The organism is Nostoc sp. MS1 (genome assembly GCF_019976755.1).
GTDB lineage: Bacteria > Cyanobacteriota > Cyanobacteriia > Cyanobacteriales > Nostocaceae > Trichormus.
On the sequence record NZ_AP023441.1, the window covers coordinates 4548534 to 4564322 of the forward strand.

Sequence of the window (15789 nt, forward strand, 5' to 3'; positions counted from 1 at the left end):
CAGTTAATGGAAAAACGCATTTTAGGATTAGACCCAGGATTGGCTATTTTAGGCTTTGGTGCAATTACTTGCAAACAAAGTCCCACCCAAATTCAAGATACGATGGTGAATATCTTGGATTTTGGCGTGATTAGAACTTCGGCAGATGTGGATGTAGGACAACGCTTGTGTACTTTGTTCGATGATTTGCACACCGTGATTGACCAGTTACAACCTGATTTGGTTGCAGTGGAAAAATTGTTCTTCTATCGTATGTCAAGTACCATCCTTGTGGCACAAGCTAGAGGTGTAGTTATGTTAGCATTGGCACAGCACCATTTGCCTTATGTAGAGTTTACCCCAGCCCAAATTAAACAAACTTTAACAGGCTATGGCAACGCTGATAAATCTGAAGTACAAGAAGCGGTAGCACGAGAATTAGATTTAGAGGAAATTCCTAAACCGGACGATGCTTCCGATGCTTTAGCAGTTGCTTTAACAGCCTACATGTTGACAGTTGATTAAATCATGAGAGATATAGCACTGATATTTGATTGATGAAATATACGTAGGGCGTTTTAGTATTAGCGTAACGCGCCTCGCTCCATGCTTTAGGTGCGTTATGGCTTAAGCCTAGTACAGCCTACATAATACTGATATTTTTCCAGCAATAAAATCTAATTCCTGTATCAAACTGAAAACATTAAGTAAATTTGAATTTATTAGTAAATTTGAATTTATTAATTTTGAGTTGTTATAGCAGTAGCCACAATTGTTAGGACATTTCTCTGTTCCCTGTTCCCCGTTCCCTATTCCCTTGAGAGCAAAATATGATGTCCTAACCAATATGTCCGTTGCTATAAAAAATAATCTCCAAATGCTTCATAGCATACTGGAGAGATATTTATAAATATGTACTTTAATCCAATTTATTACAAATGCAACCTAACTCAGTTCGGTCTATTAGATTTCAAATCTAGGACTACTTGACATTTTGTAGCTTTTTGTTGCGCTGGTAAAGGAAGATACTACCCACCGCTAGCATCCCTAAAGTAACACCAGGTTCTGGAGTAGATTGGAACGCCCCACTACCAATCTGAAATGTGTGGTTATCAGATTCAAATCCACCGCCTCCAACTTGGGAAAGCCTGATTTCATCAAAGTTGTCATCGAAACCCTGAGATAAAAACTCATAAAAACCATTCTTTTCGCCGTTCTGGTTAGTACCCACAACCTTTGCAACTGCGTTTAAAGCAATGTAATCCCATGAGCCAACTACTGTACCTCCCTTGAGTAATTCAAAGGTATTACCACCGCTTAAAGCACCTGCGTTAATACCAAAATAATTAAAAACACCTCCATTCTTAGCTTTAATGCTGACAGAGTTACCATCAAATACTGCTAAATAATTGCTCTGATTTACTTCTCCTTTAACACTAGCAGGAGCCCATTGATCATTAAAAATACCTGTACTTCCAGGAGTAGTTGAATAGCTGCCTCCAGAGAAGGTGTATTGTACTAGATCGTTGCCCTTAAAGCTATTGTCAGTTATGCCATTGAAATCGATGGTAACAAAATTCTTATTGTTGACATTTTCAGAGAAAGCACCTTCATTCTTAACATTTTGGTTACGGTAAGCACCAGCACTGTAAGTCATCTTAACAGCATGGGCAGAACCAGCGTAAGCAACAGAAGTAACTACGGATGCGGAAAGAACTGTAAAACAAGCAAGTTTTTTAAGAGATAGCATTTAACTTTTCGATTCGTAAGTTTTGTAAGTCAATTTTGTAACTAATCTCTACTAAAAAAAATGATGTAATTACTAGATTTTGATAAGAGCATCAAAAATAAAATTCTGTAGTGTTTTTAGCAATGCTTGAAGATGAAAATACTGTGATTACAGAAAAAAATATGAAATTTATATTCTTTCTTAATGAAGAATGTAAAATTGCTGATGAAGTAATTTATGGTAAATAAAAATATTGTGTTTAAGATAGCAGTAAAGTAAAGAGCAGATGAAATTGGTAACGCTGAGGTAGTTGTAAATATTCGGAAGCATTTACTTTATTGAGTAAAGTAGCTGTAGCTTAGAGATGTGCAGAAGTCAGGGAAGTTTTGAGTAGTGCGATCGCCCCTGGTAAAATCATAGAAGCGATCGCCACCATTAACTACACCTCAATAGGATTTTTGGTTGTTTGATGCTGTGCTGTAGCAATTAACCATTTACCACCGGAGGGTGCTAAGGTAACACCACGGCGGATAGGTTTAACTGGATAGTTATCAACTAATGCTAAATCCAGATTTTTTAATACTGTTGCCAACACCAATTTCATCTCATACAAGGCAAAAGCCATACCTACGCAGCGCCGATTACTGCCACCGAATGGTAGATACTCATATAATGAATACTGCTTTTCTAAAAACCGTTCTGGGTTGAACTCTTGCGGTTGGGGATATAAATCTGGTCTGATGACTTCTTTGGTAATATTAGTAATGATATCGCCGTAGGCTCTCATGCGATCACCATGAAAAGGCGGCGTTAATAACTTGCGCTGGCGTTGGTGAGTTTCCCCAGACAGCAATAGTAAAGAGTTTTCACCCAATAAAGGTTGGAGAATTTGGGCTGATGCTTTAGCGTCTAACTGTTCTAAAGGAAGAGAAAAAAGTTGCTGCACTGCTTGAGGATTACTTAAAAACACCATTGGCTGTTTATTTGTGAGCCATAGTGTAAAAAAATCACCGTGAGCTTTGGCAGATGCTTCCATCAATTGCAATGGCTGATAAATCCACTGCAATAACTGCATGAATTTGGGTATCTGTGGACTATCTGGAAGTTTCATGACAAATGCTCCTATTAGCACTATCTTCACTAAGCTAACAGAAGTAGAAAAAACTGGAAGAAAACTTTATAAAATCTATCCCTAGATATTTTATACAAATCAGCGATCGCCACTAGAATAACTGAGAAGATTTATTTTTTTATACATAATTTATATGGTAGACAGTTATGTTGTTGAACTATTTGTAATTGGTCTACTTTTGCTAGCTGTTACATTAGGTTCGGGTTGGATATCGCGTTTACCTCTATCATTCGCACTGATATATTTATTTGTAGGTGTAATTCTTGGCCCTTACGGCTTTAATTTGATTAAATTACGGCAAGATGATGTATTTAATGCCGCATTACTTGAGAGAATCACAGAATTTGTAGTTATTGTTTCCGTCTTTAGCTGTGGATTAAAAATTATAAATCCATTTAGACGTGGTGTTTGGGATATTACAAGCCGTCTCATCGGCTTTTTAATGCCTATTTCAATTGTTGGCATAGCCCTTGTAAGTAAATTTTTATTAGGCATGGGTTGGGGAGAAGCTATTTTATTAGGAGCCATTCTTGCCCCTACTGACCCAGTGTTAGCCTCGGAAGTTCAACTAACAGATATCAATGACAAAGATGAATTACGTTTCGGTTTAACTTCCGAAGGTGGACTAAATGATGCTTTAGCTTTTCCCTTTGTTTATTTTGGACTTTTTGCCATTAAAGATAACAATTGGAATAACTGGTTTAAACAATGGGTAGCAGTTGATTTAATTTGGGCGATTGCTTCTGCTTTGGTAATGGGTTTTGTTGTAGGTAAAGCCATAGTTTGGATTGATCAAAAAGTGCAAAATCGCCTTTCTGCTGATGCCTTGATGGAAGATTTTGTTGCTATTAGTGCAATTTTATTAACTTATTCTTTGACAGAATTTGTTAATGGTTATGGATTTTTAGCGGTATTTATTGCTGGTTTAGTCGTCCAAGATAGTTATAGCAACCCTGAAAGACCAATAACACAATTAGAATTTGTTGAACGATTAGAAAGACTCTTAGAAATTGGTACAATTTTATTATTAGGTTCAATATTGCTATGGAAACCAATAGTTGATTATGCCTATCAATCATTTATTATCGTCATTTTCCTATTCTTAATTATTAGGCCTGTAGGAGCCTGGATTAGCACCATTGGCAAACGTCCTTTAGACTCCCACCGCCGCAACTTCCATCCGGGAACCCGTTGGTTATTTGGCTGGTTTGGTATTCGTGGTGTTGGTTCTTTATATTATCTTGCCTACGCTTTAGGTAATGGTTTAAAAAATGAAGCGGGCGAACAAATTGCTTGGATCACTTACACCACTGTTGTAGTTTCTGTGATTATACATGGCATATCTACTACACCCTTAATGAATTGGTACGAACGCAGCATTTCTAAAGAACAGAAAGCATCTGCGCCGGAAACTTTGAGTGAGGTTGAGTAGGAGAATCAATTCAAAATTCAAAATTCAAAATTCGTCTTGAAAAGTTTCCTACGGCGGGAAACCCGCCTACAGAACTTTTCGCAAAATTAAGAATTTTTAATACTCCTGACTCAGCACTCATTTACTCAGCTTGGATGATTTCCTCGTCTACAGAGAAATCTATTTCGGCTTTATCGCGTCCATTTACTAAATAATCATTTTCATAAGCATAAGCTAATCCAGAAATTAAATCATATTGGGGTTGCCAATTTAACTGAGTTTGTGCTTTATTTACTGATGCAAAAAAATGTTGCACCCGCATGGGAAAGGCTTTGCGTTTGCCAAAGTCGAACTTTTTCGGGTCGTAATGGATAATTTTAATGTCATCTGGCGCTTTACCTACGGCTTGGGCGCAAGCACGGGCTAAACCATCAAAGGTGACATAGCGATCGCCAGAAACATTATAAACTTGTCCAATCGCCTGCTGATTCCCAATCACCTGCGACATTGCCGTGGCTAAGTCTTTGACATGACCTAGTTGAGTGATATGTAAGCCATTACCGGGAATAGGAATCGGGCGATCGCGTACAATGCGATCAAAGAACCAGCTTTCTAAATCGTTATAGTTACGCGGCCCGTAAATGTATGTAGGACGAATCGAAGTAAAGGGTAATCCTTTTTCTTGTAAATAGGCTTCGGTTTCATGTTTACCCTTATGGCGGCTTTTGGGGTCTACTTTATCCCCCTCAATGTGGGGTAACTGGTCAGATTTGAGATAAACCCCCGCAGAACTCATATAAACAAAATGCTGCACCCTATCTTGAAAAATTTCTGCCAGTGGTTGAGTATCACTTAACTCTCGCCCGTTATTGTCAAAAACGACATCAAAATTTTCTTGTGACAATTTATCTTTAAGCTGCGTGGCATCCGTGCGATCGCCTATAATTTGTCCTACTCCCTGTAAAGCTGGTAGCGGTCGATTACCACGATTAAAAAGGACTACTTCATGTCCTTGTTCCACCAGAATTTGAGTTAGATAAACCCCAATGAACCTAGTACCACCAATAATCAAAATTCGCATACGTTACCATCCCTGTGTTTTTTAGAGGCAGTTGACAGTTGACAGTTGACAGTTGACAGGCTAAATTCACTGTCCACTGTCAATTGTCAATTGTCCATTGTCCACTCCCTACTCCCTAGCCTCTGATTTGAGGTTATCAGGTTGCTGTATCCCTCTGGAACATCTTGTGAAAGAATTACGTCTTAAGGTTTTATCTGGGGGCTTCCTATGTCTTCGTTACAAAGGGAAACTTTGCAGTTAACCTCACACATTGCTTAAGTTATCTTCTACATCTTAAAGTTAGCTGTGCCCTTGAAATATGCTCTTGTTCATGAGTGGCTGACACCAAAAGCCACTGGCGGTTCAGAACTCGTGGTGCGAGAAATCCTGAATCATATTGATGCCGATTTATACGCCCTCATTGACTTTGAGTCTCAAAATCCTGAAAGTTACTTATATCAACGTCAGATTGGCAAAACTTTTCTCCAACACTTGCCATTCGCTCGTAATGGTATCCAAAAGTACTTGCCATTTTTACCTTTGGCTATTGAACAATTGGATTTACGCCAGTATGACGTAATTTTATCTTCATCCCATGCCGTAGCTAAAGGAGTTTTAACTACTGCTGACCAATTACATATTTGTTACTGTCATAGTCCTATGCGTTACGCCTGGGACTTAACCTTCGATTATTTACGGTATAGCAAATTAGGGAGTGGTGTAGCTGGTTGTATAACCCGATATTTGCTGCATCGCCTCCGCCAATGGGATGTGTTAAGTGCAAATCGGGTAGACTACTTCATCGCCAATTCCCATTACACAGCTCAAAGGATCTGGCGTTGCTATCGGCGGGAAGCCACAGTTATTTATCCCCCCGTAAATGTCGCAGAATTTCCTTTTATACCCCAAAAAGAGGATTTTTATCTGACAGTTTCCCGGTTAGTAAGTTATAAACAAGTATCTCTCATTGTTAAGGCGTTTAATAAATTACAAAGACCATTAGTAATTATCGGTACAGGTGCGGAAATGCAAGAGATTCGCCAGCTAGCTAACTCTAATATTCAAATTTTGGGATGGCAACCTGATGATGTAGTTAAAAAATACATGGCAACAGCCAAAGCCTTTGTCTATGCTGCCCGTGAGGATTTTGGCATAGCTTTGGTGGAAGCACAAGCTTGTGGGACTCCAGTAATTGCTTATGGCATGGGGGGTGCCACGGAAACTGTAAGAGATGTACGATCCTATAAAGATACAGGAACAGGTATATTTTTTAAAATGCAAACAGAAGCAGCTTTGGTGGAGGCAGTGGAAAAATTTGAAATGTATCAAGATGCTCTTGACCCTGAGTATATGCGATCGCACGCTGCGGAGTTTTCCCCACAAAACTTTGCCAAGCGCTATCTAGATTTTGTAGACCAGTGTTATCAAAAAAAGCCTAATTTAGCCAGTTAGGCAAAATTTTTTGTAATTGTTTTGTATGCTTTTGGCAATTTAACCCCAGATGCGCCTCCTTTTGGCTTTAAGATTGGGACTATGTGTGGTGTGGATTATTAAGGAGTATGATGACTGCCCAGAGTTCACTCCTCTCCGGCAAACGACGCTTACAGCAAAATGCTAGCTCGTCTATGCGTTCTACTGTCAAGCGTGGTCAAAAAACAAAGACACCTAAAATCAAACCCAAAGGTTTGTCTTTGCAAGGTATAAACGGAGAGTTTGCGAAAAGACTTTTCGATATCGTATTTTCGTTGTTGGTGTTGATTCTGTTCTCACCAGTCTACTTAATTTTGGCCTTGCTGATTGCTTTAAGCTCAGAAGGCCCAATTTTTTATGTCCAAGAAAGAATTGGTCAAAACTACAAACCCTTTAACTGCATTAAATTCCGAACGATGGTTACTAATGCTGACGAGATTCTCGTACAGATGATGGAAACATCGCCTCAGTTGCGGCAGGAATTTGAAAGCAGCTTTAAGCTCAAAAAAGACCCCAGAATTACTAAGATTGGCAGATTTTTGCGAATTACTAGTTTGGATGAATTTCCACAATTCTGGAACGTTTTAAAAGGGGATATGAGCGTTGTTGGCCCCCGTCCTCTAGTCGCAGAAGAACTACCAAAATATGGTCATCATATTGAGCAAGTTTTGACAATAAAACCAGGCATTACTGGGTTATGGCAAGTTTCTGGACGTAATGACATTCCCTATCCCCGGAGAGTGCAAATAGATTTACATTATGTTAAATCTAGAACTCTTTGGTTGGATCTATGGATAATATTGAAAACAATTGATGTAGTAATCATGCCCAAAAATAACGGAGCGTACTAACAAAAACGTTTCTTTTAGTTAGGGGCATTACTTGCCCCTTAATCAAAATATCTTTTGCACTTTAGATGATTGGTAATAAATTAATAATTTACCTATTAAACATTAATTAGAAGATATATAAATCAAACAAAATCTAATCTTGTTATCTAGCTCTAAAATTCAAGACAATAGCTCTTTCTCTAAAAACAAGGTTAGTATAATTAATTTTCGCTTAATAAAACTACCATCAGTATAAAGTTTTGACAAAGAAAATATTCATCAAATCTTTAAGAACATGGCTAAAAAGCCCTAAATAACTTGATTTGTCAACCTCAAGGTTTCATTTTTCGGGAAAACTTACACTTTGTTAAGTATATTTATTTACGATACAATCCACCTGTTCATTAAAACACGTAAGTTTACCGTTAGGTAATTGAGAGATTACCTGCTAGGTTGTATCAATTGACCTGGAAAATTTCATAACAGAAAAAGGAAATAGACAAAGCATGAGCCAAAATAAGCGTGCATTAATCACAGGGATTACTGGTCAAGATGGTTCATATCTAAGCGAATTTTTATTAGAACAAGGTTATGAAGTACATGGTATTATTCGCAGGACTTCTACCTTTAACACAGATCGCATCGATCACATTTATGAAGACCCCCATAAAGAAGGGGTGAGGTTATTTCTACACTACGGTGATTTAACCGACGGCACGACGCTACGCCGGATTTTAGAAGAAGTTCAACCTACAGAAATTTATAACTTAGGCGCTCAATCCCATGTGCGAGTCAGCTTTGATTCACCAGAGTATACAGTAGATGCTGTAGGCATGGGGACGCTACGGTTATTAGAAGCCATTCGTGACTACCAGCACCGTACAGGCACTGAAGTACGCTTTTACCAAGCTGGTTCTTCAGAAATGTATGGTTTAGTACAAGCTGTACCTCAAAGCGAAACCACACCATTTTACCCACGCAGTCCCTACGCTTGTGCAAAAGTTTACGCTCACTGGCAAACAGTAAATTACCGTGAATCTTACAATTTGTTTGCTTGTAACGGTATTCTTTTTAACCATGAATCTCCTCGGCGTGGAGAAACTTTTGTTACCCGGAAAATTACTAGAGCAGTTGCCCGTATTGTTGCCGGCAAACAGAAGAACATCTATATGGGTAATCTTGATGCCAAGCGAGACTGGGGTTACGCAAAGGATTACGTCCGGGCGATGTGGTTAATGTTACAGCAAGAGCAACCAGATGATTATGTGATTGCTACAGGCGAAACCCACTCTGTACGCGAATTTTTAGAGTTGGCGTTTAATCATGTAAATCTCAACTGGGAAGAATATGTAGAGTTTGATGAGCGTTATCTGCGCCCCGCAGAAGTAGATTTATTAATTGGTGATCCTACTAAAGCAAAACAAAAATTGGGCTGGAAACCTTCTGTCACCTTTGAGGAACTGGTGGCATTAATGGTAGAAGCAGACTTACAAGCCCTTGGTCAGACTTCACCCAACGGTAATGGTTCACTGCTACCACAGGATCTTGCTACTATTCGGCAAGAACTGGGCGTACTCCACTTCTGATTAATCTGCCAAGGATGAAAATATGACTTCCTTAGAACTGAACAATAAACGGATTCTCGTCACTGGTGGGGCAGGGTTTTTAGGTCGTCAGGTGATAGATCAGCTGTGTCAGGCTGGGGCTGATACGGAAAAGATTACTGTACCGCGATCGCGTGATTTAGATTTGCGTGTGTGGGAAAACTGCCAACGTGCAGTAGATCAACAAGATGTCATTATCCACTTAGCAGCCCATGTCGGCGGTATTGGACTTAATCGGGAAAAACCCGCCGAGTTGTTCTACGATAACTTGATCATGGGAACTCAGTTAATCCATGCAGCCCATCAAGCTGGAGTAGAAAAATTTGTGTGTGTAGGTACAATTTGTGCCTATCCCAAATTTACCCCAGTACCATTTAAAGAGGATGACCTATGGAATGGTTATCCAGAAGAAACTAATGCCCCATATGGAGTTGCGAAAAAAGCGCTTCTAGTGCAGTTGCAATCTTATCGTCAGCAGTATGACTTTAACGGTATTTATTTGCTGCCAGTAAATTTATATGGGCCGGAAGATAACTTTGACCCTGGCAGTTCTCATGTCATCCCAGCCTTAATTCGGAAAGTTTACGAAGCCCAAGTCAGAGGTGATAAACAACTTCCTGTCTGGGGTGATGGCAGTCCTACCCGCGAGTTTCTCTATTCTGAAGATGCAGCGCGGGGTATTGTCATGGGAACTCAGTTCTACAATGAGTCTGAACCCGTAAACTTGGGAACAGGTTACGAAATTTCCATCCGCGATTTAGTTACTCTTATCTGCGAATTGATGGAATTTAACGGTGAAATTGTTTGGGAAACCGATAAACCCAATGGTCAACCCCGTCGCTGCTTGGATACCGAACGGGCAAAGCAAGCCTTTAATTTCACTGCCCAAGTAGACTTTAGGCAGGGATTGAAGAATACTATTGATTGGTATCGGCAAAACGCTAACTAGGAAGTGGGGAGTGGACAATGGACAGTGGACAATGGACAGTGAAATTAACCTGTCAACTGTCAACTGTCAACTGTCAACTGTCAACTGTCAATTGCCTCCTACCTCCAATACGGAAAATTGAACCAAGCAAGTAACTATCAAAAAACTAAAGTTGAACTACGCCGGGATTTAATTAAAACTCGGCGGTCTTTTTCTGTTGGGGAATGGCGAGAAAAAAGCGATCGCATTTGTACTCTGTTGCAATCTTCCCCTCTTTTTACTCAAGCAAAAACTATTCTTGCTTATTTCAGCTTTCGTCAAGAACCAGACCTCAGTCCTTTATATGCCATTACTACACACCGTTGGGGTTTTCCTCGCTGCGTTGGTGAATCCCTACACTGGCATAGTTGGACACCTGAAGCACCTTTATTTACTAATGCTTACGGTATCAAAGAACCATCACCGCAAGCGCCAATTATTAATTCTGCTGAAGTTGATTTAATTCTCGTTCCCAGTGTTGCTTGTGACTACCAAGGATACCGTTTGGGGTATGGCGGTGGATATTATGACCGCTTGTTGAGTTCTCCAGAATGGTTAAACAAGCCTACTATTGGGGTTATTTTTGATTTCGCCTATGTACCCCAACTGCCTGTAGAAAGTTGGGATCAGCCTTTGCAAGGGGTCATAACGGAAAATCAGCTAAGGCTAACACAAATTCAACACAGATAATTTAACCTTCACAAAAGACTACCCGTGTTAACATCCTTACGGGATAAAAATTTTATTGCCATCAAAATCTCTCAATTTCTGTTTCAACCGAAGAACTCGGATTTGAAGCCTGGAAGTTAAGGGATATCATTCCTACACGGAGTACCATTCAATGAGTAATCCACCTATATCTACGACTGAACAGGAAGCATTGACTGATGAGGTGCTAGCAAGTAGCTTGCAATCTCAAATGCAAAATGGCCCAGACTTACGGCAAATTCATACTAAAAGTCATGGTCTGATTTGGGGAGAGTTTATCATCGAACCCAATCTTCCTGAAAATCTACAAGTAGGTTTGTTTAAAACACCACAAACCTACCCAGTTTGGATTCGCTTTTCTAGTGGTGGTGCGCCAGAAAAGCGTGGTAAGCTACGTTCTGATAGCCAGCCTGATGTCCGGGGTATTGCCATCAAGGTGATGAATGTAGATGGTGTCAAGGTGTTGGATGATGAAGAAAAAACCCAAGACTTCATCCTTAATAGTTTCCCTACCTTCTTTACCAAAGACATTCGTGACTACGCCGATATTTTTAAAGCTGGTAGTGGGTTGCTTAGTCCAGAACGGACACAAGAACTTGCTTATGCTTTTGCTACTTTACAAAAAGTTGTCAGCAGAAAAGTTGCTAATCCCTTGTTGACTCAATATTGGAGTATGTCTCCCTTTAAGTTTGGAGAACGCATTGTCAAATTTTCTGTGAAACCGCAAGAACCCGAACAACCGCCAGCCACACTACCAGAAGCAGAAAATTATTTGCGGGAAGCAATAGTTAAGTATTTGACTGAAGAAAAACGAGAGGCATATTTTGATTTTCTCATTCAGTTTTATGTAGATGAGGAAAAAACACCGATTGAAAATCTCGTTCAAGAGTGGCAAGAAAGCGACTCACCTTTTATTAAAGTGGCAACAGTGCGTATTCCTAGCCAGACGTTTGATTTTGAGGAACGCAAACGCTTAGATGAGGGTCTGTTATTCTCTCCTTGGCATACAATACCAGAACATGAGCCTGTAGGTAGCGTAAATTTGTCTCGCAAAAAGCTCTACAGTGAGTTGGCGAAAGTTAGACGCGAACAAGTAGCGCAACGCTTACGGGAACCACAACCTTATGATGTAGTTCAAGACCAGCCACTATAATTATCAATTCAAAATTCAAAATTAAAGACATATTCAGACGGGATTAAAATCCGGTCTGAATATGATAATACGATACTACGTGTAGATTTAGCGCAAAATAAGAGTGCCGGAAGTCGGCGCTCTTACTTTGTAGGAAGGGGTATTAAATCCTTTGATTTGCGATAATTAACTTGTTATAAAACTAGTTAAACTTGGTTGATTGGCTTGGTAATTTCGATGGCAGGGAAGCTGATGAATTGGAAAATGCAAAACTCAAGGTGGCGAATCCTGGTAATGTATGGGTTATTAGGTACGATCGCCTTACTCACTCTTTTCCCTCTACTGTGGCTCATCAGCACTGCTTTAAAGTCGCCTACAGAAAATATTTTTCAGTCTCCACCCCAATTATTACCACTGCAACCCACTCTAGATAACTTTCTTAAGGTGTGGAATGCTTTACCCTTTGCTCAATACTTATATAACAGTACCTTAGTAGCGGTGCTGACTGTAGGCTTAAATCTGTTATTTTCTGCTTTAGCGGCTTACCCCTTAGCACGACTATCATTTCCGGGGAGAGATTGGATTTTTATTGCGATCGTTTCTACGATTATGATTCCCTTCCAAATAGTCATGATCCCACTGTATATTTTGACGGTGCAGTTGGGATTACGTAACACTTATTTGGGAATGATTTTTCCTAGCTTGGCTTCTGCTTTTGGTATTTTCCTTTTAAGGCAAGCTTTTATGAGTGTCCCTAAAGAAATAGAAGAAGCTGCCAGAATGGATGGAAGTTCGGAGTTAGGGTTGTGGTGGCACATTATGTTACCAGCCGTCAGACCAGCTTTGGTAACTTTAGCGATTTTTGTATTTATCGGTTCATGGAGTGACTTTTTGTGGCCTTTAATTGTCATTCAAGATGAGAACTTGTATACCTTACCTTTAGGTGTAGCAAAATTAGCGGGGACGTTCTCTCTTGACTGGCGGTTAGTGGCGGCTGGTTCAGTAATTGCGATCGCACCTGTGCTAATACTATTTCTAATCTTGCAGCGTTACATTGTAGAAACAGATATTGGCAGTGGTGTTAAAGGTTAACTAACAAGCACCGCTTTTTTTTATCACTACCCAGACTGTTTTAAGTATCAAATTTAAATCATAAGTTATAGACCATTTACGTTGATAATCTAAATCCATCTGTACAATAGTTTCAAAATCCTTGATATTAGAACGACCTTTAGTTTGCCATTCTCCAGTCATCCCTGGCTTAACTCGTAATCTTTGCCAATGGTGCGGTGCATAATGAATCACTTCATCAGGCGTAGGTGGCCGAGTTCCTACTAAACTCATATCCCCCAGCAAAACATTCCAGAATTGGGGAAACTCATCTAAACTAGTACATCGCAGAAATTTACCTATAGGTGTGATACGTGGGTCGTTCACCGATTTAAAGATGTGACCTTGAGCTTGATTTTTGACTAAATGCTTCATCTTATCGGCATTTACCACCATAGAACGGAATTTCCAAATGCGGAATTGTTTACCGTTTAAACCACAACGAACTTGCGAGTAAAATATTGGGCCGGGGTTACTAATAATTGTCAATATGGCTATAGGAATTGTAATTATAGCTGTAATCAAAAGTCCTATAATAGCGCCTAAAATATCAATTAATCTTTTAGTAATACTAAGACTGGAAGGGTGTAAAGGTTGTTGTCCAAACCTTACACTCATCTGATAATTCACAACAGCTAATCCATCTACAGCAAAACTTTTGGATGTAGGATGAGAATCATGTACAGACATAACTGTATGTTAAATCTTACTATTTTTTCGACGGTTAAGATAACTTTATCTTAAGTGTCAATATACCCCGAAAAGTTTCTTTTATTAAAAAGGTACTCTAAGGAGTTCATACAATCTTTTAATTTAATTGAGACAGTTTAAGTTTTGATGATGTTTTAGTGAAGCTTGGAGAAAAAATCTTGTAGGCCTGGCGATCGCCAGAATTAGAAGAGTGGGGTGAAATAGCTATATTCAGGCTGGCATATTGATGAGTATTAGTCAAAATAACCTAAATAAACTGAGTCAGTTTAGATAAGTCGTTACCTCAAAAGAAAAATATTGAGTGAAAGTCAGGGGCTTTTGCTATCTATAGAGTCAACATTCATTGTAATGTTGATAAGGCTAGTTTTATTTTCTGCGGCTACTACTGATACCTTTACAAGCTGTTGCTAACAGAATATATTGATTTACTGTTGACTAATCGTTACTCACAAGGTTAAAGTATCAGCTTTAATTCCTTGAGTTTGCAGTGGAACTATCTGAATCTGTGAACGTCTCGATGTCAGAAAATAGCCTCAACTATCACTTTCCTACAACATTTCCGGAACAATTAAAAAACGCCGGGAAATATGTCAAATCATCTTGTAGCTCCTCACAACTCACACGCATGAAGTCACCTTTTCTCTTACTCGGTCTTGTCAGCACAATTCTTTTATCTACTCCAGCAAATGCAGCTCGCTTAGAATCATGGAAGTTTGACCCAACACAGAATCAACTCAATATCACCACTGACTCAGAGGTCAAACCAACAGCGTTTTTGATTAATAATCCAGACAGAATTGTTATTGACCTTCCGGGTACAAGCTTCTCAACCAACACTCAACGTCGGAACTTTGGAGCCGCAGTACGAGAAATTCGGTTAGGTAAAGTTGAAAATAATACTACAAGAATTGTTGTTGAGTTAGCACCTGGTTATACAACTACCCCCGATAAATTAGTCATTAAAGGTGATTCCGCCTCACATTGGATTATCAGCTTCTCCGCTATTAAACAAGAAGCAGATAATACAGCATCAAGCGAAGAAAAAATTAATATACCTGTAAGCCAGAATCTAGATTTTGCGGGAGTTGTGCCTTTAAGTAGAGAAATATCCCAACTAGATTCGCAAATTAAACAATTGATGAATCGCTATAGTTCTCTATCACCCGGTATGTTTTTCTTAGATATGGAAACGGGTGAATATTTAGACATTAATGGCGAAAAAACTTTTGCCGCAGCCAGCACAATCAAGTTTCCGATTCTGATTGCTTTGTTCCAAGAAATTGAGGCTGGTAGAATTAACCCGAATGAAACTCTAGTGATGAGACGTGACTTAATGGCTGGTGGTTCGGGAACCATGCAATATAGCAAAGCAGGCGCTAAATACAGCCTGATGGAAACTGTCAACAAAATGATGATTATCAGCGATAATACCGCCACAAACATGATTATTGATCGCTTGGGTGGTAAAAATGTATTGAACCAAAGATTCCGTAGTTGGGGATTACAAAATACTGTCATTCGCAATTTATTGGGAGACTTCAAGGGAACTAACAAAACCAGTCCTAAAGATTTAGTCCGGTTAGCAGCTTTGATATCTAACAACAAGTTGATCAGTTCTACCAGTAACGCTCAAGTTATGGATATTATGAGCCGTTGTCATAACAGAAGTTTGTTACCTGTTGGTCTTGGTAAAGGCGCAACAATTGCACATAAAACAGGAACTTTAGGAAGAGTTTTAGCAGATGCAGGAATTATCCAAACAGCTTCTGGTAAGCGTTATTTAGCAGGTATTATGGTAGCTAGACCTTTCGGTGATGCTAGAGCCAAGACTTTTATCAATCAAGTTTCTCGCTTAGTATATAGCTATATTGACCAACCAAAATCAGCCAGCAATTTTTAATAAACTGTTTTACTCGATAAGTTCGGAGTAAAGACTTTAGTCTGTA

General features: G+C 39.3%; 14 protein-coding genes. 10 read left to right on the plus strand and 4 right to left on the minus strand.

Annotated features, from left to right (window positions below; translation table 11 throughout):
* Positions 1-6: 6 nt before the first annotated feature.
* Positions 7-504 carry a crossover junction endodeoxyribonuclease RuvC gene (gene ruvC, locus NSMS1_RS19735; RefSeq protein WP_224086463.1) on the plus strand — a complete coding sequence of 166 codons (498 nt, stop codon included), beginning with the start codon at positions 7-9 and terminating at the stop codon, positions 502-504.
* 457 nt (positions 505-961) lie between these two features.
* Here the strand turns inward: ruvC and NSMS1_RS19740 are convergent, their stop codons facing one another.
* Together NSMS1_RS19740 and NSMS1_RS19745 are read right to left on the minus strand one after the other, a co-directional pair.
* Positions 962-1729 carry a PEP-CTERM sorting domain-containing protein gene (locus NSMS1_RS19740; RefSeq protein ID WP_224086464.1) on the minus strand — a complete coding sequence of 256 codons (768 nt, stop codon included), beginning with the start codon at positions 1727-1729 and terminating at the stop codon, positions 962-964.
* Positions 1730-2147: 418 nt separating this feature from the next.
* Positions 2148-2819: a cytochrome P450 gene (locus NSMS1_RS19745; RefSeq protein WP_224086465.1), complete on the minus strand. Its 672-nt coding sequence runs from the start codon at positions 2817-2819 to the stop codon at positions 2148-2150.
* 154 nt (positions 2820-2973) lie between these two features.
* Here NSMS1_RS19745 and NSMS1_RS19750 point away from each other — a divergent pair, with 154 nt between their 5' ends.
* Positions 2974-4272 carry a cation:proton antiporter gene (locus NSMS1_RS19750; RefSeq protein ID WP_224086466.1) on the plus strand — a complete coding sequence of 433 codons (1299 nt, stop codon included), beginning with the start codon at positions 2974-2976 and terminating at the stop codon, positions 4270-4272.
* A 121-nt stretch (positions 4273-4393) separates the two neighbouring features.
* Here NSMS1_RS19750 and NSMS1_RS19755 read toward each other — a convergent pair whose 3' ends face one another.
* The gene (locus NSMS1_RS19755) at positions 4394-5332 is read right to left on the minus strand and encodes an NAD-dependent epimerase/dehydratase family protein (protein ID WP_224086467.1); all 939 of its coding nucleotides are present in this window, start codon (positions 5330-5332) and stop codon (positions 4394-4396) included.
* A gap of 285 nt (positions 5333-5617) precedes the next feature.
* On the opposite strand from NSMS1_RS19755, the gene NSMS1_RS19760 reads away from it, so the two are divergent.
* From NSMS1_RS19760 to NSMS1_RS19790, 7 genes are all read left to right on the plus strand, one after another.
* Positions 5618-6763, plus strand: coding sequence for a glycosyltransferase (locus tag NSMS1_RS19760; RefSeq protein ID WP_224086468.1), 1146 nt, complete (start codon positions 5618-5620; stop codon positions 6761-6763).
* Positions 6764-6873: 110 nt separating this feature from the next.
* On the plus strand, positions 6874-7632 hold the full coding sequence (locus tag NSMS1_RS19765) for a sugar transferase (RefSeq protein WP_224095286.1): 759 nt from the start codon (positions 6874-6876) through the stop codon (positions 7630-7632).
* Positions 7633-8117: 485 nt separating this feature from the next.
* A complete protein-coding gene (gene gmd, locus NSMS1_RS19770) occupies positions 8118-9197 on the plus strand; it encodes a GDP-mannose 4,6-dehydratase (RefSeq protein ID WP_224086469.1) in 1080 nt (359 codons plus the stop codon).
* A gap of 22 nt (positions 9198-9219) precedes the next feature.
* On the plus strand, positions 9220-10164 hold the full coding sequence (locus NSMS1_RS19775; RefSeq protein WP_224086470.1) for a GDP-L-fucose synthase family protein: 945 nt from the start codon (positions 9220-9222) through the stop codon (positions 10162-10164).
* Positions 10165-10281: 117 nt separating this feature from the next.
* Positions 10282-10872, plus strand: a complete 591-nt coding sequence (locus tag NSMS1_RS19780; protein WP_224086471.1) for a 5-formyltetrahydrofolate cyclo-ligase — start codon at positions 10282-10284, stop codon at positions 10870-10872.
* Positions 10873-11023: 151 nt separating this feature from the next.
* Positions 11024-12043 (plus strand): catalase family protein, encoded by a 1020-nt coding sequence (locus NSMS1_RS19785; RefSeq protein ID WP_224086472.1) that lies wholly within the window; start codon positions 11024-11026, stop codon positions 12041-12043.
* A 231-nt stretch (positions 12044-12274) separates the two neighbouring features.
* Complete coding sequence (locus NSMS1_RS19790) at positions 12275-13114, plus strand: carbohydrate ABC transporter permease (RefSeq protein ID WP_224095287.1); 840 nt, start codon at positions 12275-12277, stop codon at positions 13112-13114.
* On the opposite strand, the gene NSMS1_RS19795 is transcribed toward NSMS1_RS19790, so the two are convergent.
* On the minus strand, positions 13115-13750 hold the full coding sequence (locus NSMS1_RS19795) for a sugar transferase (protein WP_411908692.1): 636 nt from the start codon (positions 13748-13750) through the stop codon (positions 13115-13117).
* 718 nt (positions 13751-14468) lie between these two features.
* Here NSMS1_RS19795 and NSMS1_RS19800 point away from each other — a divergent pair.
* A complete protein-coding gene (locus NSMS1_RS19800; protein ID WP_224095288.1) occupies positions 14469-15743 on the plus strand; it encodes a serine hydrolase in 1275 nt (424 codons plus the stop codon).
* The last annotated feature ends 46 nt before the right edge of the window (positions 15744-15789 follow it).

Excerpts from the sequence above, each read along its gene's own strand:
- ruvC (WP_224086463.1), top strand. The coding sequence starts at position 7 with ATGGAAAAACGCATTTTAGGATTAGACCCAGGATTGGCTATTTTAGGC.
- NSMS1_RS19740 (WP_224086464.1), bottom strand. The coding sequence starts at position 1,729 with ATGCTATCTCTTAAAAAACTTGCTTGTTTTACAGTTCTTTCCGCATCC.
- NSMS1_RS19745 (WP_224086465.1), bottom strand. The coding sequence starts at position 2,819 with ATGAAACTTCCAGATAGTCCACAGATACCCAAATTCATGCAGTTATTG.
- NSMS1_RS19750 (WP_224086466.1), top strand. The coding sequence starts at position 2,974 with ATGGTAGACAGTTATGTTGTTGAACTATTTGTAATTGGTCTACTTTTG.
- NSMS1_RS19755 (WP_224086467.1), bottom strand. The coding sequence starts at position 5,332 with ATGCGAATTTTGATTATTGGTGGTACTAGGTTCATTGGGGTTTATCTA.
- NSMS1_RS19765 (WP_224095286.1), top strand. The coding sequence starts at position 6,874 with ATGACTGCCCAGAGTTCACTCCTCTCCGGCAAACGACGCTTACAGCAA.
- gmd (WP_224086469.1), top strand. The coding sequence starts at position 8,118 with ATGAGCCAAAATAAGCGTGCATTAATCACAGGGATTACTGGTCAAGAT.
- NSMS1_RS19775 (WP_224086470.1), top strand. The coding sequence starts at position 9,220 with ATGACTTCCTTAGAACTGAACAATAAACGGATTCTCGTCACTGGTGGG.
- NSMS1_RS19785 (WP_224086472.1), top strand. The coding sequence starts at position 11,024 with ATGAGTAATCCACCTATATCTACGACTGAACAGGAAGCATTGACTGAT.
- NSMS1_RS19790 (WP_224095287.1), top strand. The coding sequence starts at position 12,275 with ATGAATTGGAAAATGCAAAACTCAAGGTGGCGAATCCTGGTAATGTAT.
- NSMS1_RS19795 (WP_411908692.1), bottom strand. The coding sequence starts at position 13,750 with ATGAGTGTAAGGTTTGGACAACAACCTTTACACCCTTCCAGTCTTAGT.
- NSMS1_RS19800 (WP_224095288.1), top strand. The coding sequence starts at position 14,469 with ATGAAGTCACCTTTTCTCTTACTCGGTCTTGTCAGCACAATTCTTTTA.